The following is a 25,364-nucleotide window of genomic DNA, read 5'->3' on the forward strand; positions in this document are numbered from 1 at the left end:
CTAATGCGTGCGCGGCACATCTCTCGCCCTATGAACAGAAACTACATTTCTTCGGCGTGGAGAACGAGAAGGATTTGCTGTTCGCGAAATCCGTTCATTTGGCCGTTATGTGATCAACTTGCTAGTTCAGTGCTTTCGAGTGACCAGAATTCGACGAACTTGACATTGCTTTTTTTAGGGTAGTTATGTCGCCGGCGCCTTCCTTGCCGGAACACAACACTTGGGCATTGATTGTCGCCCGCGTTGGAGTACATCATGCCACTAACGACTGCGGAAAACGCCATCCACGTGCGGAACGATGTGGTCGAACTTGCGCGTGAGCGGCTGCCCCAGCCAACCTTCGCAATTCTCGAACCTTTTCTGCGGCACTACTACGATTTCGTAGACACCGACGATCTGCAAAATCGCTCGATCGAAGACCTCTATGGAGCGGCCCTCTTGCACTGGCAGACCGCGCAACGCTTCGTGCAAGGCGCCGAACGGCTGCGCGTATATAACCCGACTCTCGATCAGCATGGCTGGCACTCCGACCACACTGTTATCGAAATCGTCAATGACGACATGCCTTTTGTGGTCGACTCAGTATCGATGGCTGTCAACCAGCAAGGTCTCGCCCTACACTCCGTTGTGCATCAGGTGTTTCGCATCTGGCGCGCAGCCGACGGTAGCTTGGCCCGCGTGAGCCAGGGCGCCGAGGAAGCCACCGATTCGATATCAAGTTTGACCTCGTTTATCAGCTTCGAAGTAGACCGCTGCGGCGACGCCGAAAAACTCAATGCGCTGAGCCACCACATCGCCGCAGTGTTGCGCGACGTACGCGCTGCCGTCGAAGACTGGCCGACGATCGTCGGACGCGCACGCGACGCGAGCAAAGGGATGAAAACGGGCGGAACGGGACCGGAAAGTGCCGATGCACGCGCGTTCGTCGAATGGATGGTGGCTGACAACTTTACCTTTCTTGGCCAGCAAGACTACGAGTTGGTTCAACTCGACGTTGGATACGGATTGAAACCGGTACCGGGGACCGGCCTAGGGATTTCTCGCGACTCGTTACGGCCTGTCTATCAGATCGATGCCGAACCCCTGCCGACCACTGCCGCGCAAATTATCAACGACGCCTCGCCAATTTTCCTCGCCAAAGCTGACTCACGCTCGACAGTACATCGCCCCGGCTATTTGGACTACGTGAGCATCAAAGTAACCGGTGCGGACGGGAAGATCGTCGGTGAGCGGCGTTTTATCGGTCTCTATGCTTCAACCGCGTATTTAGTCTCAGCGGCCGAGATTCCGATCGTGCGCCGAAAATGCGCGAACGTCGTACGGCGTGCGGGCTTTCCGCCGAGAGGACATCTGGCGAATTCCTTGATAACGGTACTCGAAACCTTACCCCGTGACGAGCTTTTTCTAGCAGACGAACATCAACTTTACGAGATCGCACTCGGCATACTGCGGCTACAAGATAATCAGCGCACGCGTCTGTTTATCCGACGTGACCATTTCGAACGTTTTGTTTCGTGTTTGGTCTTTATACCGCGCTACATGTACGACACCGACTTGCGGCGCCGTATCGCCAGCCTTCTAATCAGCGAATTTCATGGCTTCGGAATAGAGTTTACGCCGCTGTTATCAGAGTCGATGTTCGCGCGCATTCATTTCGTCATCCATGTGAAATCCGACGACATGCCGGATGTTGAACCGAGCGACCTAGAAGCAAAAATAATCGAAAAGCTCTACGACCGGATCGACAATGGCACGACTCTCTACTTGCCAGAGATGCTGTATGTGCGTTCACCTGAGGAGGGCCAGCGCAATGTGAAGACGCTCCGTGAGCTATCTCGTAAACTGTCGCTCTTGTCATCGTTGATCGAGTTGAGCGTCGAGACTCACATACTGCCTCAAGAGTTCGATATGGGGCGACTCGATGAAATGCATGCTGAACTTACAAGAACCAACGTTCGAGCGATCATCCAGGACAGTCCTGTGGAGTTATGCTCAGCAACTGAAATTGGAATGCGGCTCGGGAATTTATCGCCGGAGACAATCGGTACCCTTGAGGCTGCAGGTGAGCTTTTCTCCGTTTCTGCACCTAGCAAAAAGCATAGCCGTGGATATCCTTCATTTCAGGCGTGGGAGAGGATCGCAGGTGAGCCGCTGCAGCGAATTCTCAATACGCTTGGCAGGGATGTGAGTGGGCCAAACGCATTCAGTTTTTTCAGGTCAGTCACAGATTTGCTAGGTGGACTTAGTCCGGTGGAATGTCTGGTCGGTGGCTTGACCGCTAGCAGAGAGTTGCCAGACGAAGCATTGAAGTTGTTAGCCGCCGACGCTGGCGAGCGATTGGGCGCAGTTCTTGACGCCGCGTCGGTCTACGCATTGGAGATCGCTCAATGAGCGCCCCCTCTCTGGCGAACGCGTTTGAGAGCTGGCAACTCAAACTGGAATTGGTCGAGCCGCCGATCGATCGTTCCGCAGCTACGCTCGTGCGGCTGTTCAGACATCCGGGGGCAGACTGGGAACCGCCACCAGAAGCATTCCGCAACCTACGGGTGGATCCTCCCGACGGATGCAAAGGCGAGTTCTCGGTTCTTTATACAGGCGACAACATTGCAGTCGTTGCAGCGGAATGCCGAATACTGCGGGTTGATCCCGACGAAAACTATACGTGGCTCCGAGCGCGCGCGAAAGAATACAAGGTAGCGCGCTACACGTATTCAAAGCCAGCAGTGTTTATTCCGATTGATGGAGAAAATTGCCGTCTTCTAGGGCTAGCGGGCGGGACACGCGAGCTTAGGGGCTATGGACAGTTTCAAGCTGTTGCGCAAATGCTCCACCGTCGTTTCGGCGCGGGACTACATGGCCTAAGTTGGGCGTCGTTCCATAGAAATCAGCCGGGAAGAATTTACGCAATATGGCACGAGCACAAGGAATCGATTGGACTCACGAGGCCGACCGACGACTTCCCCACCCTCCACGACGATATCGAGTGGAATAACTACTTGGTCGGCAATTCGCACATCACGGCAATAGACCCCGTGCCCGAGGACGATGCGACAGCCAAGCCATTAAAACCTTCAACGAAGACAGGGACGTCAGCAAGCTAGGCCATGACGTGCCAAGCTGTCCGTCCCGCCTTTGCAAGTTAGCCTGCTCGCTCGCGCTGGTTTTTCGAGCGGCAAGTGAGCAGCTACAGCTCGAAATGCTGGCAGCTTTCCTTGCGCCGAGTTCGTGGATACAGGAACGAGCGGTATCGGCTAGAGAGGCTTAACTGCATTCTCGACGCGCGGGTCAGCTTGGAATGCATCGAAATTACAGCCGTGTGGCTGCGGCAATCCATTCGCAGCAGGCAGCGCGACGCAAACATCAAGCCGAACACGGTTTGGCAACTGTATCTTTCGAATCTCTCCAAGTTTAACCGAGGCGGTTCTTGATACGTTTTGGTGCCCGGTTATCACATCGACGCCAGGATCCATGGTCAGCGATGACGACGTCGTCGAAACTAGCCCTTTAGTCGCTATGCTTTGCCCGCGACCGACATCGTATGAAACATTGAAGCTGATAGTCGCTTCGTCGCCACGAAGACTCTGAACCGTGTACGAGAAAATAGGCTTCACTACTGCGTCAGCGCACTGTGTGTGCGAAGCGTTGCACTCTCTGATTGGGAAAAATGTCGAATGTTCTGCTGACTGCTGGCCTACTGGCCTACTGGCCTACTGGCAAAATATCCGAAGAGGTTCCCCGCATCACTTTCCCCTCGCTCACGGGATTCGGATAGGTCATCAGCGTCGCGACTTCGACCGTCTTAACGGGATATATGGAAGCGCACGCTGTCGCAAGAGTGCACAATGCGAAGCCGACAGCCATCCGTTTCATGCAGATCATATCTAATGTTTCCATAAGACCAAAGAGACTCTTTAACGGCAAAATCCGCGCGGAGTTTAGCGAGCTATCGATTTTCGAATCTGAGCGAAGGAGACGCATTTCGGCTTCAACGAGGGAGGATGGATGTCGCAACGGTCGGTGTCGTGCGCGAAACTATTCAATTTCGAGAATCCAACGAATCAGTCATCGACAGCAGCGAGCGCAGCGCGTGTTCTTAAAGTCGCGAGTTGTGCGATAGCTGGAGCAGCTAAGCACACATAGATGCGACCACGCAAACGGAGAAAAATGCGCGACCAGTGGCCGCGCATTCAAGAGACTTGAGGCTGTCCTCAGTAAACAATTCCTTGTCGGAAAACCGGTTGGACATGCACCGGCTTCTCGACCATCTGACTAAAGTCAACGCAAGGTTCAAACCGCTTCGTAAGCAATAAACTCACAAAGACCCGACGCAGCGTGATTCCTTCAATATCGGATTCTGCTTGTTGCTCAAGGATGCCGCTCTGAGCCAAGGCCGACATGCCAGCCCAAATATTCCTTACTGCAGGAGCCGGCGCATTTCGGAATCGCTCGTTGCTGTACGCGCCGTCCGGCACTTCTGGCTTGAGGAAAACCGAATGCCCCAACTCTCCCGGCTGACCTCGAACGTTGAACTGAACGAGGGCTTGCTTCGCCTTCCGCCACTTGTCCAACGCAGCCCACACTTCAGGGTCCGTCATGTCAGTGAGCCAAAACGTTTGCACATCGTTCACTTGCATGCGGATGCTCTGTACCAAGCCTTGTCGCAGTTGGATGGTCCCGAATCCAAAGTTCACTTGAGCATTTTTCATAGCGAAACAATCCGCATCAGAAGCTGCGACCGGACACATCAGCACCGGCATATTGCCGGGAAGACCGATTGCCTGGTTCGGCTTGGACTTGAAAGATTGGAGAGGCTCCAACCGTCCAATTGCGATGAAACTGGGATTCATGTCGAATGCATCGATACCGTTCATTGTGTTACCTATCATGTTTGATTAACTCCGGCACGCGCTGCGTGCCTCCATCGCATATCGCTGCCAAGGGGCGGTCTCGAGGAAACGCCGCTTCGACAACTGACTGCTAATTCGTATAGCTCCAACGAGCCTTGATGAGGCCGCTCGAAACATCCCTCGGATGTGGGACTTTTCGCGTCGCCTTGAAATCGCCGCCCACTTAACGGCGCTTTGGCGTGCAATCGACTGCACCTAGCGATGCTGCCTGGAGATCTGTGCCCGATGCTTGAGTCGACTGAGGATTCCCCGTCATCGAGAAAAGTTCGCTTTTTGCGGTCTTCTCAAGGTTCGTCATCACACACCTCAAATCTTGTGTATCAACTACGCACCTCTAAACCCGGTCAGCGACGCGGAAATTTGTGCGTCGCACAACGAAAATTCGAATTCCCGCAGACTTTGTTGTCTCTGAACGGCCGTTTTCCACTTCCTGCAGACTTTGTTGTCTCCCGATAAGCCCCAAAAAGAAATTTGACAAACTATCTTAAGATATATATCTTAAGATACATCTTTAGACACTCACGGGGAGTACCCAGATGCGTCATCACCATCGTTTCTCCCGTCCGCGCAGCTCGGACGAGCATTTTTCCTCCAGCGAAGCGCGTGCGTCGCTCCACGCTTTCTGGCATGCGGTTGTCCGCCAACAACAGGCCTGGCGTGGCGAAGCTGGCGGCGAAGGCCGCGATATGGGGTTTGGCCGTCATCAAGGCGGACGTCGCAATGAACAGGCCTTCCGCGGCGAAGAACCGGGCCGGGGCGCACGACGCGAGTTCGCAGGCGGCGAACAAGACCGTCGCGGAGAACGCGAGTTCCGCGGCGCAGGGTTCGGGCGCGACAACCGTCAGGATTTCCAGCCGGAATCGCGAGTAGAACGCGGAGAACGCGGTCTACGCGGCGAAGGCCGTGGCCGCCATGGCCGCGACCGCTCTGAGCGCGGCATCTGGCAAGCGGGCGGGCGCCAACACGATCCGCGTGGCGGCGGGCGCGGCGGACGCTTCGGTGGCGGCCCCGGCGGTTTTGGCGGTGGCGGTGGCCCTGGCGGTTTCGGCGGCGATGGCGACGGCTTTCCGCGCGGCCGCAAATTCAGCTCCGACGATCTGCAGCTGCTGCTGATGTCGATGATCGACGCGCAGCCCAGTCACGGCTACGAACTGATCAAAGCGCTCGAAACGCGTTCGAACGGCTTCTACAGCCCGAGTCCGGGAATGGTTTATCCGGCGCTCACGTATCTGGAAGAACTGGGCTACGTGACCGTGCAACTCGAGGGCAACCGCAAGCGCTACGAACTCGCGGATGCAGGCCGCGACTATCTCACCGCCAACCGTGAGCGCGTCGAGCTGATGCTGGCCCGATTGGCGCACATCGCCCGCAAGATGGATTCGGTGCGCCGCGCGTTTGCCGGTGAAGAACCGGCCGATATCAGCGAAGGTGGCTGGGCACCGGAACTGAACGAAGCACGCCGTACGCTGAAGCAGGCGATGCTGCGCCGCGATAACGCACCTGCCGCCGAACAGCGCCGCATCGCCGAAATCTTGATGCGGGCGGTGAAAGAAATTGAAGGTGACGGTAAGTCCGGCGATGCCGTGGGCGAAGCGGAGTAAGCGCTAAAGCGCTGACTGAACCAACCAGCTCATGGGACCGGAGCAAGCGCTAAAGCGCTAACTGAACCAACCAGTTTATGGGACCGGAGTAAGCGCTAAAGCGCTAACTGAACCAACCAGTTCATGGGACCGGAGTAAGCGCTAAAGCGCTAACTAAACCAACCAGTTCATGGGACCGGAGTAAGCGCTAAAGCGCTAACTCCGGTCGACACAGGAGAATTACTTTATGCAGAGCAATGATCATCAAGCCGACCTGGCCGTGCAACGCGTGCGGCATCCGCTGAAATTCCGTCTGCTGCAGGTCAAACAGGTCCAGGCATTGACGCCTCACCTGATCCGCGTCACGTTCACCGGCGACGATCTGCACGACTTCGTCTCGGCCTCGTTCGACGACCACATCAAAGTGTTCTTCCCCGAACCCGGCGCGGACAAACCGACGCTACCGGAAGCCGGTCCCAATGGCCCGATCTTCGCCGAAGGCACGCGCCCCACTGCGCGCGATTTCACGCCGCGTCGCTACGACCGTGAAGCACGCGAACTCGACATCGAATTCGCGATGCACGAAGCCGGCCCCGCCGCGACCTGGGCAGCGCAAGCGAAAGTCGGCCAGTATCTTGGCGTCGGCGGCCCGCGCGGCTCGTTCGTGGTGCCAACCGGCTTCGACTGGCATCTGCTGATCGGCGACGATACCGCGCTGCCCGCCATCGCCCGACGCCTCGAAGAAATGCCGGCCGGCAAGCGCGTTGCGGTAGTGGTCGAAGTGGCCGATCCGTCCGCGCAGATCGAATTCAGCACACAAGCCGAACTGCATCTCGTCTGGTGCTATCGCGACGGTTCCGGTCCGCGCGGCGAGGCGCTGTTGCGCGCGGTCCGCGACACCTATCTGCCGAAGGACGGCGAAGGCTATGTGTGGGCCGCCGGTGAATCCGCCACGATCCGTGCGGTGCGTCAACATCTGTGCACCGAACGCGGCGTCGACAAATCGCGGATTCGCGCGTCGAGCTACTGGAAACAGGGTGCGCAAGCCGTACACGAATCGCTCGACGACTAAGCGCTCGCGCTTTTGCGGGCTTGTTGCAACGTCTTGCATGAGCCTCGCTCGCCGGGATTGCACGACCCCGGCGATGCAATAAACAGCCAACGGCACTGTCCGCGTGAAGCACGCAGACAGTGCCGCATCGTTTGAATACAACGAAGAACACGCAAAGGCGAACCGCCGCGCGCAGCTACAACAACCCGGTTCGAACGATGTCTTCAATCAGCGCAAAGCACAAACGCCATTTGCTGTGGCCGCTCGCGCTGACGCAGTTCACCATCATCGCCTTTTCTTCAGGTCGGCGGGCATCGACTTAATTCAGCGGAACGCAGCAGCATTGAATCCACGCAAACGTCGCGCGTGCATGACGAATCCAGCCACAACTTTCACCGGTTGAATTCGACGCCGCAAAAACGATTGGCGAAGTTGACTGGTCTGCCGAACGGTCGACTCACGCAAGTGATACGCTGAGTACCCGACCATCACGCCTGAAGCAAAATCCTATATGAAAGTAACGTGGACGCCTGCAGACATCCCGTCACTGAACGGAAAACGAATTCTGATCACTGGCGCAAACAGTGGCATCGGTTATCACGCCGCGTTGGTGCTCGCGCAAAAGGGAGCGCACGTCATTCTGGCATGCCGGGATGCGCATCGCGCAGAAACCGCCCTAACCCGACTGAAGACCACCGCGCCAGAAGCAAGTGCCGAGGTGAGTTCTTTGGACCTTGCATCGCTTGAATCGATTCGGGAATTCGCGCGTCGCGAGCTTGCGGAGCAACGTCCGCTTCATATGCTCATCAATAACGCCGGGGTGATGGCGCCGCCCAAAAGGCTCGAAACCGCCGACGGTTTTGAGCTTCAGTTCGGCACTAACGTGCTTGGGCATTTTGCGCTGACAGGCTTGCTGATGCCGCTGCTCGAACGGGCTGCCGTGTCTGAACCTCCGCGTGTGGTAACGGTCGCGTCGATTGCCCACAAACGGGGGCGCCTCGACTTCGACGACCTGCAATCCACTCGACGCTATTCGCCGATGCAGTCGTATCAGCAATCGAAGCTCGCGAATCTCATGTTCGCACTCGAACTCGACCGCCGCTTGCGCGCGAATGGCTCGCGTGTGATGTCGGTTGCCGTCCATCCGGGCGTCGCAAATACCAACCTGTTTCGCGCCGGGGAGCGTTCCGCGCTGGATAGCGCCATGCGCGCCGTGGCAAGCCATCTGATCGGCGCATTTCTGAATAGCGACGACGCTGGGGCCCTACCGACGCTGTATGCGGCAACCTCGCCGAACGTCGCCGGTGGTGGGTATTACGGTCCGACAGGTTGGATGGAGATGCGCGGCGACCATGTCGGCGACGCTGCGATTGCGCAGCAGGCACAAGATGTCGAATCAGCGCGACGGTTGTGGGATGTGTGCGAGACGCTGACGGGTGTGAAATTCCCATTGCAGCCTTCTGAAGCGTAATGTCCGCTGTTTCAACTGTGACGGTCCGCACTCGGCTCGAGGGCGAACAGCCGGGTCCAACGCACTCCGTGCAGGGCCGATAACGTAAAGCGACGTCGGCCCTATTCAACTGACGATGTTTCAGTCGTCGCCGGACAAGAGGCAACGGTCGAGCGCACTGCCTCGCTTAATGCACGAAGCGTTCGCCTCGCCAGCGGATCGGTGTGCGCCGTATAGAGCACGACATCGCGTGCAGGCAGTCGCGGCAAATTGAAACGCGCTCCAACGTCGATCGCATCGGCCGGCGATACACGCAGGCCGAGCGCCGCGACAGCCAGTCCCGCCGATACCGCCGCCCCGACCGTCGTCACGCCGCCGCCCACGAACACTTCGGTCCACGCCAGTCCCGCTTCGTCCAGCGCATCGACTGCCATGCGGCGAACACTGCACGGTTCCGCTTGTGTCGCGAGTTTTAACGGGCGCGACGGATCATGGTTGAAATCGCGCGCGGCCATCCATCTGAAACACTCGGTCAGGATCGTCTCGCCATCGAGACGCCGACTGTCGTGCTGCAGCACCACGGCCGCATCCAGTGCGCCCTTGTCGAATGCATCAAGCAGGTCACGCGACGAAGCGATACGCATGTCTACAACGACATCGGGATTCGAGTCGCTCATCCGCCGCAATAACAGCGGAAGTTCTGCGCCGACGACATGATGACTCATGCCAATCACGAATTTGCGCCGCTCTACCCCGAATGCACCGAGCGCATTTCCATGAGCAGCGACAAGCGCTCGCGCCGGTTCGATAAACGCACTGCCGTCTACGGACATACGCACCTGCCGAGGCGTACGCTCGATAAGCCTCCGTCCCAACTGTTCTTCCAGACGCTTGATCCGCAGGCTGATTGAAGATTGCGTCGTATCTAACGCCTGCGCCGCTTGCGTAAAACTCTTTAGATCGGCCACCAGCACAAACGCGTGTACTGCTTCAACATCGAGGCTTTTCATCGCGTATCCCCATTTGAAAATCGAATCACTGAAATACGACGCCGTCACCGCCATGTTTGCGGTTTGCGCTGATACTCTGCTCGCACTCATCGAGACGGTTCATCCATTTTCACGAGGAGCGCAACCATGCTGACTGCTTTCTACAGACATCGCCTGCCTGCTGACTATGATACGGGCACCATCCACACGCGCGCACGCCAACGGGGTGCTCTTTGGGACGACGCTCCCGATCTTTATTTCAAAGCTTTTCTGCTGCGTGAGGATGGACGCTTCGGCGCCACGGAGAACAACTATGCGTCACTTTATCTGTGGCGTCACGATGAAGCCTTCAGCGATTTCATCGTGAGCGGTCGTTATGAAAACGTCACGCGGAGTTTCGGTCGCGCGGGGATTCACACCGCGAGTGTATTGGACGCGCGGGCCGGTGTTTCATCCGCGGCCCGCTTTGCGTCTCTGGACACGATCGCCATTCACGCTGACGCCGACCTCGACGCGACGCTCGCGCGCGAGATCGACCGCAACTGTGAACAGGCACTGATGCCGGGCGTGGTTGCGTCGATCGTCAGTCTTGATACACAGCACTGGACCATCACACGCACGCTTCTCACCGAAATGGAACCAGGCGCGACGCCCTCGCTTGCCGGCACCGCATGGCAGATCCTGCATCTTGCGCGCCCGTTGTTGCATACACTCGAAGCCGGTATTGCGGCGTGATTTGCACGACATCGCGGAGGTCCAATGCGCGTCCGTGCGGCAATGCCACTGGCTACATCGAACAACTCGTCGAGGTTGGTCTGCATCGTGCTAGCCGCACATCTTATGGCGATAGCGATCACCCTGGGTGGCGTCGCCGTACTGACCACTTTAGTCGCGTTGGTGTTGCGTTACGTGGCTTGATATTTTGCTTTTCGGCGATTCTTTTCGATGTTGCGTGGGTGTCCAATTTTGGGGCGCACTTAGCTCGATGATGATGATCGGTTTGCAGTGGCCCACACCGGTCCTCCGGCCATGCGTACGCTTTAAATTCGCTTTCAACGTACGAGGGCTGTTCAGCTTTCGCGTTCGGTTTTCGCGTTAGTCTGCGTTTCATTGGCCATTCACCGAGGCCACCTGAATGCGATCGGTTTGAATGACCTTAGCCGCGCGACCGAGCGCTCGGCACTGCATCCGCGATAGAGCACCCACGGCCCATCCTCAAGCCCAACGTTTCCGCTCGAACGCGCCATGCCGACACTCCCCGGCTTTCCGCGCGGTTGGAAGATTGCGTCAATTTCAAGGCTCAATTTCGCGTCAGGGATGCTTTGCATTCCATGCCGCTCGCGTTATCGTGTCGGGCATTGCCGGACAGCCGGTTCCGCAATCTGCAGAGCCGATGCGGGTACCCGCGCAACGAACGGGAGCGAACAAGGTGAGCGCGTCGGACACAGGTTACGTTGATGAGATTGCATACACATTCGGCTATTGCGATGAGCTGAATCCGCTACGGCTGGGCCTTCCCTTATTGCAGGCCGGACTTGCCGCGCCAACGGTCCATACCGCTTGCGAACTGGGCTTTGGCCACGGCGTGAGCGTCAATATTCACGCTGCCGGGTCGCCCTCCAGATGGTATGGCACCGACTTCCACGAGGCTCACGCGAACTTCGCCCAGGGACTGGCGGACAGTGCCGGATCGGACGCGCAATTGTTCGGCGAGCCTTTTTCGGCGTTCTGCCGACGCGACGATTTGCCGGATTTCGATTTCATCGGCGCGCATGGTATCTGGAGTTGGGTTTCCGAAGAAAATCGCGCGCTGATTGTTGAATTCATACGCCGCAAGCTCAAGCCCGGCGGCGTGCTGTACCTGAGTTACAACACTCAGCCGGGATGGACCCCGATGCTGCCCGTGCGCGAATTGATGCATCAGCATTTTCGACTTAGTACGGTATCCGGGCCGCGCGGCGGCACGGTCGCCGAAGGGCATACGCAAACGCGCATCGAAGCCGCCGTCGATTTTGCGCGGGCAGTATTTGCGACCCAACCGGGCTATGCACTGGTTAATCCACTGCTTGCCGAGCGCGTCGACGCATTGTCGGGGGAGAGCCCGAACTATCTCGCGCATGAGTATTTCAACCGTGACTGGGACCCGATGACTTTCTCGCAGGTCGCCTCGTCGCTTGTTGAGGCGGGATTGACTTATGCCGGGTCCGCGGACTATCGCGATCACGTCGATGAGATCAACCTCAACCCGGCCCAGCGCGCGTTGTTATCAAACGTCGCGGATACGAATTTGCGAGAAACGGTGCGCGATTTCTGCGTGAACCGCTCGTTGCGGCGCGATTACTGGATCAAGGCCCCAACAGCGCTCAATGACGACGAGCGGGACGCGAGCTTGCGCAATCATCGGGTGATTCTGGCGGTGCCGAGAGCTTCCGTGGTGCTGAAGGTGCGCGGTGCGCTCGGTGAAACGCAGCTACCGGAAACGCTATACGGCCCTATTCTCAACGCGCTGCACAGCTATCGCCCGATGACTCTGTCCGATATCGAGAACAGCATTAGTGGACGGGGCATCGTCCTGGCGCAAATCGTCAAGGCCGTGACGCTACTGGTTGGTATGGGCGTGTTGCTGAATGCCCAGGATGATGCACAAATCAGTGCCGCCCAGGCGTCGGCTAATAAGCTGAACGCGACGATTTGCGAACAGGCTCGGCATCATGGCGATGTTCAGTTTCTAGTGAGTCCGGTTTCAGGCTCGGGTATTTTGATGCCGCGTGTGGCGCAACTCTTTTTATTGGCGAGACTGCATCACATGCAGCAGCCGGCGCAATGGGCTGAGTTCGCTGAGACAGTTCTGCGCACAACGCCCCCGCCTGCGAGTGCAACAACAGGGTTGCAGCCGGGCGCTGCGGCTACTTTGGCCGATCTGACGGAGAAAGCGAACCGCTTTGCTCAGATTCATCTGCCGATATTGCAGGCGCTGGGGGTCGGTTGAAATGAGATCGGCGTAGTGCGAAGGATAAATTCACAGGAAGAGATTTCCTGATGATTATCTTTAGCATTGATACATCAGCCACATCCGCAATTTCCGCCCTAGTTGTGCTCGATCCAGTTCCAGGTTCGCAACGTCAAGAGAACGTTCATCATCTATGACACGAGTGGCGAGACTTTTCACATTACAACGCAGCCAGTGCCCTACGACTGCCACTATCGGTGAAAAAAATCTTTGCGTTCAACCTGGCGCATTTCAGTTTTAGCATCACGCGACACATGCAGCGGCGGGCGCAGCAGACGCAGGCCACATGCACATATCGCGCCGCGCTCAGGCGAGCATGTCCGTCGACACCTGACGCGATACGTATTCCAATTTATGGTACGGAAGTACACCATGCTACAAAATAAATTTCCGCCTGCTTGGTTACGTTAGTGCGAAAACAATCAGCCCACCAATTCAGATCGATCGCAACGGATGCACTGGGCGCATTGCGAACAGCGCGTTATTACCCGCCAACCTTATAAGCTTCGAGTTCGCTTGAAAAGCGCTGGCTGCGCACACCGTTGCTGCCGTAATACTCCTCCACCGACTTCACCCAGCGACCCACTTCGGGCGCATACCAGAACGCTTTGTAAGTGCTGCCGGCCGTCGCTTGAGGGGTGACCCGCCGTGCCTGTGTAACCATCGTCGTCTGACCCGACTGCACCTGAGCGGCCTGAACGACAGTGTTCGAGGGCGCCAGTTCGCCACGCCAGTCGCCTTCAGCTTCGATTTTCAGCGCATGAAACTTGCCGGCCGGGACTTGTACGTCTTCGTAGCCGACGACCTTGTATTTTGTCGTCCAGGTTGCCGAACTGAGCCTCACATTTCCGCTCGGATGCGGCTCCGTATACTCGATCTTCCAGGTCTTGCCTGTCTCCAGAGGAAACGCCAACGGCTTGTTCACGACGACTTCGCTGCCGCCAATTTCACGAGTGCGACTCCAGTCTGCGTCGACAATTGTTTCGGGACCCTCACCAGAAGATCCCGTCTGTTTCGACACAACGTAAATGTGCGCGCCAGTTACGCGCTGTACCGTGACCGCGTCGTGAGTTTGACGCCATCCTGTCGGGCCGGTTTCAACGGTGTCTACGTATGTCCAGCTATCCCCTTCCTTCAGCGTGGGTGCAGTTACTGTCTGCGCCATTGCCAGATGAGGGGCACTGAAGGCAAAAAGTAAAGCGAATGTTTTCTTATTCAATTTATTTTCCCCGAAGATAATAAGTGGACCGATTTTAACTACTCTTCTGGCGCATTGATTTGCAATTTATTTCCGTCAATAAATCGTAATGATATCGTCAGCATTGCTTCTGACATTCGCCATTTGCAGTGCACATAGGCTCATTCTGCCAGTCGTCGCGTACCGGCGCGCGCAACTATCCGGGCGACGTTCGAAACCCGGTGGGAGCGGCTGTTGATAGCGGGAAGGCCAGATGGACAGCCGAATGAACGGAAGCTGACACGGCAGCCCAAACTGTCAGCGATCTGGGTGACGATGTCGAATGTCCGTAGATGGTGGCGGATTCAATCGGTCGGTGCCGATTGGATGCAGTTCTCGCCAGCGTTCGACTCGCGTCGGAGCGTCGGCGACCCGGAAGCAGCCAGTCTAGCTAAGACACGTGCAAAGGCCGCTATCAGGGCTTTCCGGTCAAATCCTCACTCTAAATACATCAAAGCACAGTCTCATTTCCCCTACGGGCAATTCTGTTGCCCTTTGTCCCGATAGCAATACTTCGAAAAAAAAATCGATCCTCCGAGGAGTAAGCAACCCGAGAATATCCATAGGGCATGCATCGAAGATTCGATGTTCCTCAGAGGACGTAACGATGACTCTTTCGCGTAGAGATTTTCACAAGGTCAGCATGGCCATGGTGGCCGGGATCGCTGCCGGTAAAGTCCCCGAGTCGGCAGCCGAAGAAGCGCCGACACCGCTGGCGGTCGGAGCGGGCAGCCCGATGCAGCCGCTCGGCGGCCAACCCCCGGCCGGATCGACGCCATCGGTCAAAGACTTCGACTATCAGATCAAGTATCAGCGCGCGTTCGAAGCGGTTCTCTGGAACATGCCCGCCATCGCGATCTACAGCTTCCGGCGGGCTGCGTTCGACAATCTGGGCGTCAAGGATAACGACATCATTTCCTATTCCGCCCCAGCCACGCCCAAGCTTGAAGCGATTACAGCAAACAGCACGACACCCTACATCACGGCATTCACGGATTTGCGAAAAGGTCCGGTGGTTCTGGAAGTCCCCACTGCCGGCCCAGAGGGCAGCGTGTATGGACAGGTTGTTGACGCGTGGCAATTCACGATCGCAGACGTCGGGCCTTCGGGGCTCGACAAGGGTAAAGGCGCGAAGTTTCTTTTCACGGCCCCAGGGTATAAAGGCGCCGTTCCGAAGGGATATCTGCACGTCGCGTCGCCGAACTTCAGGATCGCGCTGGCATTCCGCTCGGTTCGCGCGCCCGGCAAGAGCGCAACCGACGCTTATCACTATGCCCAGCGGTTGCGGATGTACTACCTGTCGGAAGCCGCCAATCCGCCGAAGCAGCGCTTTATCGATCCCATCAACGATCGTTACCCCACTCTGCCGTTTTTCGACGAACGTCATTTCGACGACATGTACGCCATCATGAGTGTCGAGCCCGTGAACGATCATGACAAGGTCATGATGGGGATGCTCACCTCACTCGGGATCGAAAGAGGCAAACCGTTCGCGCCGGATGACACGACAAAGAAGGCCATGCGCCAGGCGGCGATCGACGCGTGGTTCTTCCTGCAGGACTGGTTCGACCATTTCCCGCGTGAGAAGCTGTTCTGGCCGGACCGTCATTACGCGTCGCTCCTTCAGGCGGACGCGAACAAAACTTTCACGTTCGTCTACGACGACAGGATCGATCTGATCAATCGGGCGGCCGAGTATTTCTGGTGCACGTACATGCCGCGCGTTCTGACCGACGATCCCGCCACGCAGTATCTGATGGCGCTGGAGGACAACAACGGCAGTCTGCTCGAGGCAGGCAAACTCTACAAGCTCGACGTGCCGGCGAAGATGCCGGTCAAGCAATTCTGGGCACTGACAGTCTATGACCGGGCCACGAATGCATTCATCTACAGCGATTCCAATCGCACGACGCTCTCTTCATACGATCTCGATTCGATGAAGAAGAATGCGGACGGCAGCGTCACGATTTATGTCGGCCCAAATGCTCCCGGAGGCCTCGCGTCCAACTGGATACCGACATCCGGACGACGTCCGCTACCTGCAATGCGTCTTTACGGTCCCACCGAAGAGATCAACAACAAGACTTTCAAAATGCCGGATTTTCAATTGGCCTGATGGTCACCCGCACTGGCCGGATTCGCTCGACGTCGTACCGAATCGGCTGGATGCGCGGCATTCCCACTCGACCCGATTTCTTACTGCGAGGGCGATCCGATCATGATGGCGTTTGGCTTCGGGCAAACGTATGGCTCCAGTGGTGGCAGGAAGGCAACCCCTGCCATGCTCGCGGCCGCCCTGATGGTTGTGGCGGCATCGGCGCAAGCTCAATCCGACGAGGACCTTGCCAAGCAACTGAGCAATCCCGTGGCAGCGCTGATCAGCGTCCCGTTCCAGTTCAACTATGACGACAATATTGGCCCGGAGCGAGACGGCAACAAGTTCCTGCTCAACTTCCAGCCGGTCATTCCGTTTCATCTGAACGACACGTGGAACCTGATTTCCCGCACCATTGTGCCGGTCGTCTCGCAGAGTGACATCACGCCGGGCTCCGGGTCGCAAACAGGGATAGACGATGTGGTTCAGAGCCTTTTTCTGTCGCCGCAAAAGCCGACCGCAAGCGGGCTGATCTGGGGAGTGGGTCCGGCGTTCCTGCTTCCAACCGGCAGCGATGCGTTGCTGTCCAGCCGCAAGTGGGGTGCCGGACCGACCGCGGTCGCCCTCATGCAATCGGGCGGATGGACCTACGGCATGCTGGCTAACCATATCTGGTCGTTTGCCGGTCAAAGCAGCCGCGATAGCGTCAGTTCGACATTCCTCCAGCCATTCCTGAACTACACGACCAAAGACGCGTGGACTTTCGGCATCGATACCGAATCGACGTACGACTGGTCGCACAGACAGTGGTCGACCCCCATCAACGGCACGGTCACCAAACTGATCAAGGTGGGCGGCCAGCACATCAGCATCGGCGGAGGCGTTCGGTATTGGGCAGCGAGTCCCAGCTCTGGCCCGCACGGGTGGGGAGGCCGCGCGATCGTCACGTTCCTTTTCCCTGCATGAAACTCATTCCTCACACATCTCTGCGCTGCACCTGTACGACCGCTTCTGAAGCTTGAGAAGCCATCCGCATGACAGATTTGGCGCAGGTCTAAGCGGCCGCCATTGGCCGAAAGCTGCCAGATACAGTCGACGCATCTCGTCCCTCAAAAAACTTTTTGGCCGACTGTCATGTATCGACTGCTGTCCTGCGCAAACTGAGACGCTCGATTTATAAAACCAGAATCTACGTCACCTATCGCCGTCCCTTGCTGACAGGTGAAGGGCCGGGTCGATTTCATTATGCGTCACACCGAATCCCGTCATAAGAGCGCGATGGGCTGGTGAGCCGAGATACAAGCGAAGTTGCGCGTTAACCGCATCGCGCAGCCTAATGTTTCTTCGGGCAAAAGAGAATGCTCCCAGTGGGCGTGATTGCCGAGCGTCACTCGCTTCCAGCTTGTGCTCGACAGCCTCCAGTAGCGATTCCCCCATTCTCTGCGCCAGAATCCGATTTCCTAAGGCCGTACTTGCATACGCATCAATATCTCCAGAGCGTAGCGCTTCAATAGCCAGAGCTTGATCCGCGAAAGTGGAAATCTGATGCTCATGAATGCCCGACGCCTTGGCCGAATCATGCTGTACCTGTCCGGTGATAACGCCGAGCCGTGCATCCGGTTGTCTGGCCAATGCCGCATAACTGTCGAGCGCTTTCGGGTTTCCCGCGCGAACCAGAAACCCGTCTCCTATCGCCCACACGGGCACGCTGAACGCGACCCGGTCCGCGCGTTCCGGCGTAACGAAGAGCGGAACATTCATATCCCACAGCCCCGCCTCCACGCCGGGCAGCAGTTCACTGAATGTGGTCTTGTGATGCTCAATCTGTGTGACACCCATCGCACGGAGAACCACGTTGGCTAGATCAATGTCGGCGCCTCTGACGTTGCCGCCCGCTTCTGTCCACCCAAAAGGAGGCTCTTCGATATAAGCAACAGTTACCTTCACGGTATCCCTCGCGAAATTGAAACGGGCATTGGGCGGCATTCGCCAATTGTTGACGATTCTACTTGCAAGCATGAACGTCGAATTGTGTCAGCGTTCCGAATGATGCAACCGCATGGTATTCCCCCAACGTCAGCCAACATCTCATTTGCCAGAGTGCGCCGCGCGGAAGACGGTCGCGCCTCGCTATACCGTGTGCGCAAATCGAATCATTCCTGCTATCCTCGCCGACGGAAAAGCTGCGCGATCGATAGCAGCGCATTTATTTGCTCGAATCATTGAGAGATTTAATCATGACGACAACACCGGGTTCTGTCGCACAGACCACTACCGGCGTCGCGGCGGGTCTGGCGATTCTGTATTTTTTACGCCCCGTGCTGGTCCCTTTCTTCCTCGCGGTGCTGCTGCGAATCCTCATCGCGGGCATCGTGTCGCTCGTGGTCCGCCTGCTTCCTCGTGCGCCCAGATGGCTGATCCTGATAGCGACGGCGGTGATTGTCGCCTTTAGCGCCTACAGCATTTTCATTGTCATCCTTCAGGGCATGAGCGATCTCGCCAAACAGGCTCCTCTGCTGCCAGCTCGAGTCGACAGTCTGATTCGATCGGTCAGCGTGGGATTCGGCCGGCGGTTCGATCTCGCCACCGTACTTGGGTTGATCGACATCCGGTCGCTGGAACACGGTCTCGCTTCCGGCATCGGCGATGCCGTGTCGAAAGCATTCCTTACATTATTTTTCTTCGTGTTCATGCTTCTGGGGCCAGGCACTGACTCCGATCCGAAGATCATCGGCATCACGAGCAACGGAGCGAGAGCAAACTCACAACGCGTGGTTCTCTCGAAGATCGCAAGCCGAGTGCAGATGTACCTGATTTCTCAAACTGCCATCAATCTGGCAATTGCCGCGATTTCTGCTGCGGTCTTCCGTTTTGCCCAGTTGCCTGACACGGCGTTCTGGTCGGTGACCGTATTTCTTCTCGCATTCATGCCGGTGGTCGGGCCTTTCGTTGCGAGCATCGTGCCCGCGCTATTTGCGGCCATCCATAGCGGATCGATTGCGTTGCCCCTCGGCGTATTCGTGATCGTGCTGACTGTGTTCCAGATCGCGCACAATCTCATCATGCCGAAAGTCCAGGCCAAAAGCACCAACACCGACCCGCTCGTCGGGATCTTTGCTCTGGGCATCTGGACGCTTCTCTGGGGCGTGCCCGGCGCGATCCTCGCGACGCCCTTGACCGTGCTGATGATGGTGATAGCAGCTCAGTTTCAAAGTACGCGCTGGCTGGCGATTCTGATGTCGCACGATGGCGTGCCCGACGCAGTGGATCCTCAATCTTCTGCCACGTAACGCAGCCGTTTTAACCATTGAGCGCTCGCGAAACCCTCACGAAGACCGCCGCCCCAAACGACCGTTTCTGGAAAACATCGGCGCGCGGTAAGACACCAGATCGAGCGCCTCTGCCAGCGTACCTACCGCGCGGCCTCGACGCCAGGCGGCGACATGCTGTAATCGTGCATCTCACGCGAACGAGCGCGGCGTGACAGACTGCCGCGGCGTTCTCATTGCAGCCGAATTCAGCAAACGAATTCCGGTTAGTTGATGCCTGGCAAGCCTACCTTGCTGCACACCGAGGCACACGTCGCAGCAGATCGGGCCACCGACTCGCCCAGTCGCCATCGTGCGCGAGACCGGAGACGACGCTCGACTGTGCACAACGTGGCCCAGTCGCTTCGACGAAACGGCGAGAGACTTCAGGTGTCACGATATGGTCCTGATCACTCGTGTAGTGAATCTGCGGAATGCCCGCCACCCGTGAAGCGAAGTCGATGGGATTCAGCGAATCGGGCATTGCCGAGACGTGATGGATGCGATTGATGTACTCATCGTCGAGATTGCCCGCGACCGTGCGAATCGACTCGATATCCCTGCGGCGCGCGGCAACCAGAATTGCGATCGCCGCGCCACCAGAATAGCCGACGAGATTGATGCGCTGGCCCGGCGCTTTCGCGGCGATTCGACTGACCGCATCGTCCATCGCAGCGACCACATCCGGTGCGAAACGCTTCGCTGTCCAATACGGAATGCCGCAATGCGTGTTCTGATCCATCGGTGTGAACTGGCAGGGCCTCGCAAGATAAGCGACATTGTCGGCCGGATCGGCGGCAGCGAGCGCAAGCCCGGTCGCTTCGCGCGGCGTCGGATCGAGCGAGGGCTGAGTTCGCGATACCCAGGCCAGACCGTCGCCTTCGATATAGAGATCAATTGGCCGGTCTTGCCGCGTGACTTTGACGTACGCGGTCAGCACGAAACCGGCGCTCGTGATCTGCTCGCGTTGCAAGCCCGCTGGCGCGGCGAGCGCATCGGCGTGCGCGTTGCGGTCGGGTTCTGCGCACCCGCCAAGCACGAGCGCCGCCCCGAAGATCGCGATCAACGATACGTGCGATCTCGCCTGCCAACCCGAAAGCATCTGGAAACACGTCGACAACGAGTTCACGAACCGTGTTCTCCTCGCGCAAACCGTTGCTTCAGTTCTTCGCGCATGCTCGCCATGACGCCCTCCCAATCGCCCCGCTTCGGCTGCCGGAAGAGCCTTGTGGCGGGATACCACGGAGTATCGGTGCGTCCCATCAGCCAACGCCAGTCAGGCACAAACGGCAGCATCACCCACGCCGGCACGCCCATCGCGCCGGCAAGATGAACCGGCGACGAATCCACCGAAATCAGCAAATCGACGAGGCTCAGAATCGCTGCAGTATCCTCAAAATCGCGAATGCCATCGCTCAGCGAGAGCAGCGACATGCCCTCAGGCGCCGACGCCGCCTGCGACTCGGCAGGCCCCTTCTGAATGGACACGAAACTCACGCCAGGCATCGCGAGCGGAGCAAGCTGGTCCAGCCGCAGCGACCGGTTCGCGTCGTTGGTATGGGTCGGCCTTCCGGCCCATAACGCACGACTGCTGCCCCCTTGGCGAACCTGCCAAGGAGGTATCCCAGTCGATAACTTCCTTCCCTACCCCGCCGCACCCTGCTCGCGCATGCGACGGGCTTCGTCGCGCAGGAACTGCTGGTAATCGTCCAGATCGCCGTCGAAGGGCTCGACGCCGCCTTTCGTGACCAGCCAGAACTCATCGCATACAGCGCGCAGCAAAGCCCGGTCGTGACTGACCAGCATCACCGTGCCTTCGAATTCGTTGAGCGCCATGGCCAGCGCTTCGCGTGTGGCCAGGTCGAGGTGGTTGGTCGGCTCGTCGAGCAGCAGCAGGTTGGGGCGCTGCCACACGATCATGCACAACACGAGCCGCGCCTTTTCGCCGCCGCTCATCGTGCTGACCGCCTGATGAACCGTGTCGCCACTGAAGTTGAACGTGCCGAGGAAGGTGCGCAGCGATTGTTCGGTGCCGCTCTGCCCAGGGGCGCGCATGTTCGGCGGCGTGTCCTTGGCAAGGCGGATCATGTGTTCCATCGGCGTATCGAGCGGGCGCAGCACGTCGAGTTCCTGCTGCGCGAAGTAGCCGATATTCAGGCCCTTGCCTTCGCTGATCTCGCCGGCAATCGGCGCCAGCGAGTGCGCCACCGTCTTCACCAGCGTGGACTTGCCCTGGCCGTTGGCGCCGAGAATGCCGATGCGCTGCCCCGCCAGCACGGAGCGGTTGATGCCCTTCACGATGACCGTAGGCGGCGTGCCCGGCGCTGCGTCGGCCGGGGCCGGGTAGCCGAAACTCGCGTCCAGCATCGACAGCAGCGGGTTCGGGACGTTGAGCGGCTCCTTGAACTCGAAGGTGAACTCGGCATCGGCCAGCACCGGTGCGATCTTCTCCATGCGTTCGAGCGCCTTGACCCGGCTCTGCGCCTGTTTTGCCTTCGAGGCCGTGGCCTTGAACCGGTCGATAAATTTCTGCAGGTGGGCGATCTTGTCCGCCTGCTTCGCCATCGCGGCCTGCTGCAGCACGAGTTGCTCTGCGCGCATCTCTTCGAATTTGCTGTAGTTGCCGCCATAACGCACGAGTTGGGCGTTGTCGACGTGCACCGTCACCTGCGTCACCGCGTCGAGGAATTCACGGTCGTGGCTGATCATCACCAAGGTCCCCTGATAACGCTTGAGCCAGGCTTCCAGCCAGACCAGCGCGTCGAGGTCAAGGTGATTGGTGGGCTCGTCGAGTAGCAGCAGATCAGACGGACACATCAGGGCGCGTGCCAGTTGCAGTCGCATGCGCCAGCCGCCGGAGAAACTGTTGACCGGATGGTTGAGCTGCTCTGTGCTGAAGCCGAGGCCGAGGATCAGCGCCTGCGCGCGTGCGGGGGCGTCGTGTGCACCGGCATCGTGCAGAGCCATGTAGGCGTGCGCCATGCGCATGCCGTCGTCGCTGGCTTCGGAGGCGGCGACTTCCCCCTGCGCGGCCAGCAGCACGGTGTCGCCCTCGACGACGAAGTCGGTCGCGCCCTGCTCGGTCTCGGGCATATCCTGCGCGACCTGGCCCATCTTCCATGCAGCCGGAATCGAGAACTCGCCGCTATCTTCGTGCAGCGTGCCGTTAAGAAGCCCGAAAAAGGAAGATTTGCCGGCGCCATTGCGGCCAACAAGACCAATTTTTTCGCCGGGGCTGAAGGTGACGGATGCGCGGTCGAGGACGACATTGACGCCGCGGCGCAGCGTGAGATTACGGACGGAAATCATAAGAGGCTACTTCGAAGAGGATAGGCATGATAGCCGACCTGACGTTCGGGGCTGTCGATTTTCCGAGCTTATCCCTTCGCCCGCTGCAGTCGGTCGCACCGCCGATCGTCCAAAGGAAGCAGGCAACGCCTGCGATGATCGAGCACATCGTCTCCGCATTGACGATCACACAACCGGTTCTGCAAATGGCTGACAGGCCAGCGGCGCATCGTGGAGTGGTCGACCGCAATCGCACGTCCGGCCATCATTTCCGGGCGATGGCATAACCCAAGCTACGCGGATAGGAGAGGGACCAACACACGCAGGTCACGCTTTAATTCCAGCGAAGAGCGCAACCGTTTAAGCACCCGTGCCACGCTTAAATCCAGCATTCCGTCACTCGTTGGCCACCCAAACCGTTTCGATCCAGTGAGATTTTTTGTCCACCTCGCATACTGCGCACACACCCGGTGTGTCCGGCTGCCCGGGACGATAAAAATCAGCTACGCACTGCGCTCACGGCGCGTTGCGCATCCGCTCGCGCATCGCTTCGCAATGGTTCACGAGATTTTCCTGCGTAAGAACATAGCGTTTGAGCGGCGTGTCGATTTCGTAGAAATAGATGCTCGCAATGAACCCGTACAGGCCCGCATCTGTACTCGACGGTTCTGCGCCGAATATAAATGGGCCTTCGCCGAGCAAATGCGAAATCGCGCGTAAATCTGCCAGCCCGCGCGCATACGCCGAGTCCGGTTCATAGCGGCCGATACCCTGATAACGATAGCGCTCGAAGTTATAGCGGCGCGCGTTGTCGAGTACTTCAGCGGTGAGTTCCGGGTGTTGCGCCAGCAGCGCATCACGGAAGCTGGGCCAGTAACGATCGTCGCGCCAGCGTGAATACGACATGACCCAATACAGGTCGTCCAGCGTGCGTCGCACCAGCAAATCGATGCACTGGTTTTCCGCGCTCAATGCATCGTCCAGTCGCAATTTATAGCGATGTTTCAGATGCGCGATGATCGCGTCGCTATCGCCGATAATCTCGCCGTCGTCATCGAGGTAGGGCAACTGCCCTCGCGGTGCAGCGGTCGTGTCGAGTACATGTCGATGGTCGAACGACAGCCCGTTCATGGTCAGAAACGCGAACACCTTTAGCCCGTAAGGATTGTTGTCCTCAAGGCCGAAAAGCTGCGGATACGAATAGAGTGTGATCATGTCGCCTCCTGGTGTCGCGATGCTCGTGCGTCTCCCGATCGTAAAGACATCCTGCAACGTCAGTCGGTTTTCCCGGTCAACGCCTTGCGCGCAGCTTCTCCTTCAGCGCGCGAAGCCGCATAAAAAACCCGGGCTCTGCCGATCACGATCTTCAGCATCGCGATCACCGGCACCGCCAGAAAAATCCCGGCCACGCCGCCCAACTGATCGCCCGCCAGCAATCCGACGATAACAAGAAACGGGCTGACTTCCACCCCCTCGCTCATCAGATACGGATTGAGCACGTAGTCCTGAAACAGCCGGTACAGTCCGATAAAAATCACCAGCCACAGCAGATGCGGATAGCCGCTGAACACGGCGACCACCAGCGTGATCGCGACCGCGCCGAGCGGTCCGGCGAACGGCACGAACTCCAGCAAGCCCGCGCTGACAGCGAGCAAAAACGCATACGGCACACCCAGCAGCGAGAACGCCACGCCGTAACAGATCAGTGTCGCGAGCGACAAAAACAGCAGCGCCCGCACGTATTTCGACAGCAGCACATTCAGATCGGTGACGATCTCCGCCCACAGCACGCGATGCCGGTCGTTCAGCAGATCGAGAAACGAGTCGCGCATTTGCGGCCCTTCCTTGATCAACAGAAAGCTCAGAATCGGAATCAGCACGAGGTAGATCAGATTGCTGGCCGCGTGGACCACACCGAGGCCGACACTGCGCGCCATCGGCACGGCTTTGTCGGAGCCAGTCTCGATCTGGCTGCTGACGAAATCGACGATACGTTCGCGCAGCGGTTCGAGAAAATGCGGCAGCGGAAAGCGATTCTGTACATCGGACTTCATCAATGTGGGCAATTGCGCGAACAGATGCGTCGCCTGGTCCTGCAACTGCACGCCGAACACCGACCCGACCACGGCGATCACCGCAACGACCACGATGAACACGAGCGCGATGGACGCGACACGCGGCACGCGGCGCGGCCGTATGCGATCGACGAGATCGACCATCGGGTAGATCAGGTAACTGAAGAACACCGCGAACACCACCACCAGCACCGTGGACGACGCGATATAAATGACGAAGAACAGCAGCGCGATCAAAAACGCGGTCCAGACTTTCCTGGCCGTGGAAACATCGAATCCCAGCATGAACCTTCCTCGAATAGACGATGAGATCCGACGCTTCGAACGCGCCGGGAACATCGGACAAATAAGGCGCCCGCGGGGCAAAAAATGCA

At 58.1% G+C, this 25,364-nt stretch carries 19 protein-coding genes and 2 pseudogenes; 12 read left to right on the forward strand and 9 right to left on the reverse strand.

Annotated elements, in window-relative coordinates; all coding sequences use genetic code 11:
* Positions 1-255 precede the first annotated feature (255 nt).
* Positions 256-1,725 (forward strand): annotated as a pseudogene (locus ABH945_RS16050) (NAD-glutamate dehydrogenase); the annotation flags it as partial.
* Positions 1,726-2,387: 662 nt separating this feature from the next.
* Complete coding sequence (locus tag ABH945_RS16055) at positions 2,388-3,101, forward strand: RES domain-containing protein (RefSeq protein WP_429251145.1); 714 nt, start codon at positions 2,388-2,390, stop codon at positions 3,099-3,101.
* 1,107 nt (positions 3,102-4,208) lie between these two features.
* On the opposite strand, the gene ABH945_RS16060 is transcribed toward ABH945_RS16055, so the two are convergent.
* The gene (locus tag ABH945_RS16060) at positions 4,209-4,871 is read right to left on the reverse strand and encodes a hypothetical protein (protein WP_429251146.1); all 663 of its coding nucleotides are present in this window, start codon (positions 4,869-4,871) and stop codon (positions 4,209-4,211) included.
* A gap of 572 nt (positions 4,872-5,443) precedes the next feature.
* Here ABH945_RS16060 and ABH945_RS16065 point away from each other — a divergent pair.
* The 4 genes from ABH945_RS16065 (at position 5,444) to ABH945_RS16080 (ending at position 9,009) form a co-directional block, all read left to right on the forward strand.
* The gene (locus ABH945_RS16065) at positions 5,444-6,508 is read left to right on the forward strand and encodes a PadR family transcriptional regulator (RefSeq protein WP_429251147.1); all 1,065 of its coding nucleotides are present in this window, start codon (positions 5,444-5,446) and stop codon (positions 6,506-6,508) included.
* 226 nt (positions 6,509-6,734) lie between these two features.
* Positions 6,735-7,559 (forward strand): siderophore-interacting protein, encoded by an 825-nt coding sequence (locus tag ABH945_RS16070; RefSeq protein WP_074769241.1) that lies wholly within the window; start codon positions 6,735-6,737, stop codon positions 7,557-7,559.
* 103 nt (positions 7,560-7,662) lie between these two features.
* Entirely contained in the window at positions 7,663-7,941 is a 279-nt protein-coding gene (locus tag ABH945_RS16075) for a hypothetical protein (RefSeq protein ID WP_429251148.1), read from the forward strand.
* Positions 7,942-8,049: 108 nt separating this feature from the next.
* Complete coding sequence (locus tag ABH945_RS16080; RefSeq protein ID WP_429251149.1) at positions 8,050-9,009, forward strand: oxidoreductase; 960 nt, start codon at positions 8,050-8,052, stop codon at positions 9,007-9,009.
* Between the two features lie 101 nt (positions 9,010-9,110).
* Here the strand turns inward: ABH945_RS16080 and ABH945_RS16085 are convergent, their stop codons facing one another.
* Positions 9,111-9,998, reverse strand: coding sequence for a LysR family transcriptional regulator (locus tag ABH945_RS16085; RefSeq protein WP_429251150.1), 888 nt, complete (start codon positions 9,996-9,998; stop codon positions 9,111-9,113).
* Positions 9,999-10,124: 126 nt separating this feature from the next.
* Between ABH945_RS16085 and ABH945_RS16090 the strand changes: the two genes are divergently transcribed.
* Positions 10,125-10,712, forward strand: coding sequence for a DUF4865 family protein (locus ABH945_RS16090; protein WP_429251151.1), 588 nt, complete (start codon positions 10,125-10,127; stop codon positions 10,710-10,712).
* A 613-nt stretch (positions 10,713-11,325) separates the two neighbouring features.
* On the forward strand, positions 11,326-12,966 hold the full coding sequence (locus ABH945_RS16095) for a class I SAM-dependent methyltransferase (RefSeq protein WP_429251152.1): 1,641 nt from the start codon (positions 11,326-11,328) through the stop codon (positions 12,964-12,966).
* Between the two features lie 505 nt (positions 12,967-13,471).
* Here ABH945_RS16095 and ABH945_RS16100 read toward each other — a convergent pair.
* Positions 13,472-14,206 (reverse strand): hypothetical protein, encoded by a 735-nt coding sequence (locus tag ABH945_RS16100; protein ID WP_429251153.1) that lies wholly within the window; start codon positions 14,204-14,206, stop codon positions 13,472-13,474.
* 418 nt (positions 14,207-14,624) lie between these two features.
* On the opposite strand from ABH945_RS16100, the gene ABH945_RS16105 reads away from it, so the two are divergent.
* Positions 14,625-16,340 carry a DUF1254 domain-containing protein gene (locus ABH945_RS16105; protein WP_429251154.1) on the forward strand — a complete coding sequence of 572 codons (1,716 nt, stop codon included), beginning with the start codon at positions 14,625-14,627 and terminating at the stop codon, positions 16,338-16,340.
* Between the two features lie 165 nt (positions 16,341-16,505).
* Positions 16,506-17,285, forward strand: a complete 780-nt coding sequence (locus ABH945_RS16110) for a transporter (protein WP_429251155.1) — start codon at positions 16,506-16,508, stop codon at positions 17,283-17,285.
* A 228-nt stretch (positions 17,286-17,513) separates the two neighbouring features.
* Here the strand turns inward: ABH945_RS16110 and ABH945_RS16115 are convergent, their stop codons facing one another.
* A complete protein-coding gene (locus ABH945_RS16115; RefSeq protein ID WP_429251906.1) occupies positions 17,514-18,266 on the reverse strand; it encodes a transporter substrate-binding domain-containing protein in 753 nt (250 codons plus the stop codon).
* 290 nt (positions 18,267-18,556) lie between these two features.
* On the opposite strand from ABH945_RS16115, the gene ABH945_RS16120 reads away from it, so the two are divergent.
* On the forward strand, positions 18,557-19,609 hold the full coding sequence (locus ABH945_RS16120; RefSeq protein WP_429251156.1) for an AI-2E family transporter: 1,053 nt from the start codon (positions 18,557-18,559) through the stop codon (positions 19,607-19,609).
* 265 nt (positions 19,610-19,874) lie between these two features.
* Here the strand turns inward: ABH945_RS16120 and ABH945_RS16125 are convergent, their stop codons facing one another.
* From ABH945_RS16125 to ABH945_RS16135, 3 genes and pseudogenes are all read right to left on the reverse strand, one after another.
* Positions 19,875-20,729: an alpha/beta hydrolase gene (locus ABH945_RS16125; protein WP_429251907.1), complete on the reverse strand. Its 855-nt coding sequence runs from the start codon at positions 20,727-20,729 to the stop codon at positions 19,875-19,877.
* A 23-nt stretch (positions 20,730-20,752) separates the two neighbouring features.
* A pseudogene (locus tag ABH945_RS16130) lies at positions 20,753-21,250 on the reverse strand (glycosyltransferase family 9 protein); the annotation flags it as partial.
* A 21-nt stretch (positions 21,251-21,271) separates the two neighbouring features.
* Positions 21,272-22,936 (reverse strand): ABC-F family ATP-binding cassette domain-containing protein, encoded by a 1,665-nt coding sequence (locus ABH945_RS16135; protein WP_429251157.1) that lies wholly within the window; start codon positions 22,934-22,936, stop codon positions 21,272-21,274.
* 26 nt (positions 22,937-22,962) lie between these two features.
* On the opposite strand from ABH945_RS16135, the gene ABH945_RS16140 reads away from it, so the two are divergent.
* Positions 22,963-23,202, forward strand: coding sequence for a hypothetical protein (locus ABH945_RS16140; RefSeq protein ID WP_429251158.1), 240 nt, complete (start codon positions 22,963-22,965; stop codon positions 23,200-23,202).
* Positions 23,203-23,431: 229 nt separating this feature from the next.
* Here ABH945_RS16140 and ABH945_RS16145 read toward each other — a convergent pair whose 3' ends face one another.
* Positions 23,432-24,130 (reverse strand): glutathione S-transferase C-terminal domain-containing protein, encoded by a 699-nt coding sequence (locus ABH945_RS16145; RefSeq protein WP_429251159.1) that lies wholly within the window; start codon positions 24,128-24,130, stop codon positions 23,432-23,434.
* A gap of 59 nt (positions 24,131-24,189) precedes the next feature.
* A complete protein-coding gene (locus ABH945_RS16150) occupies positions 24,190-25,275 on the reverse strand; it encodes an AI-2E family transporter (RefSeq protein ID WP_074769267.1) in 1,086 nt (361 codons plus the stop codon).
* Between the last annotated feature and the right edge of the window lie 89 nt (positions 25,276-25,364).

This window comes from Paraburkholderia sp. GAS333 (assembly GCF_050435665.1).
Taxonomy (GTDB): domain Bacteria; phylum Pseudomonadota; class Gammaproteobacteria; order Burkholderiales; family Burkholderiaceae; genus Paraburkholderia; species Paraburkholderia fungorum_A.